Consider the following 1119-nt stretch of genomic DNA (forward strand, 5'->3'; position numbering starts at 1 on the left):
CCCTCCGCCACCCCCACCACGCCGGGCGCGACCGCCGTCCCGCCGCCCCCGCCGCCGCAGTTCCCGCCGGCCGGCGGCGCCTTCACCGGCATCATGACCAAACCCGGCCCGTACGACCTCGGCCCGCTCGACGAGTTCACCGCCGCCGTCAAGCACCAGCCGAGCGTGCTGGAGTTCTCGGTCGGCTGGTGGGACCGGAAGTTCGACCGCCGGGTGTTCGACACCGTCGCCGAGCGCGGCATCATGCCGATGGTCGCCTGGGAGCCGTGGGACTACCGCAAGGAGGCGAAGGAGGACAAGCTCCGCGGCGAGCAGCCGGAGTACGCCCTCTCGAACATCATCGACGGCAGGTTCGACGACTACATCAGGACCTGGGCCGAGGGCGTCAAGGGCCTCGGCTACCCCATCGCCCTGCGCTTCGCCCACGAGATGAACGGCTACTGGTACCCCTGGACCGAGCAGGCGAACGGCAACCGGAAGGGCCAGTACGTCCAGGCGTGGCAGCACGTCCACGACATCTTCAAGCAGGTCGGCGCCACCCGGGTCACCTGGGTGTGGAGCCCCAACGTCGACTACGAGAACGCCACCAGCCTGAACACGCTCTACCCGGGCGAGGACTACGTCGACTGGGTCGGCCTGTCCGGCTACTACGGCACCACCGGCGTCGAGAAGTACAAGTCGTTCGACCAGATCTTCCAGCCGACCATCGAGCAGATCCGGGCGTTCACGAAGAAGCCCGTGGTGATCACCGAGACCGGGGCCACCGACACCTCGGGGCTGAAGGCGCAGTGGATCACCGAGATGTTCGCGCAGCTCCCCCAGCACCCCGACATCATCGGCGTGATCTGGTACGAGTCGCGCAAGGAGGTCGACTGGAGGGTCGCCGCGTCCGGCGCCGCGTCCGAGGCGTTCGCGGCCGGGGTCTCCGCGCCCCGCTACAACACGCCCTGGACCATCCGCTCCCAGCCGGCCCTGACCGCCGCGCCGCCGGCCCCCGCGCCCGCCCCGACGACCGATCCCCCGACCACTCCAAGCCCGACGGCCGGCTCGCCGCTGCTGGCAATCCTGGATGAGAGCTGCATTCGAACCGTCTATGGCGGACCGGGCGTGATGAGGCGC

At 69.9% G+C, this 1119-nt stretch carries 1 protein-coding gene; it reads left to right on the forward strand.

What is annotated here, in order from left to right; genetic code table 11:
• Positions 1-93 precede the first annotated feature (93 nt).
• The coding region (locus ACIQOV_RS42415) for a glycoside hydrolase family 26 protein (RefSeq protein ID WP_401056611.1) at positions 94-1119 on the forward strand (1026 nt) is incomplete at its 3' end.

Origin of the sequence: Kitasatospora sp. NPDC091257 (assembly GCF_044757675.1) — a bacterium.
Lineage (GTDB): Bacteria > Actinomycetota > Actinomycetes > Streptomycetales > Streptomycetaceae > Kitasatospora > Kitasatospora lactacystinica.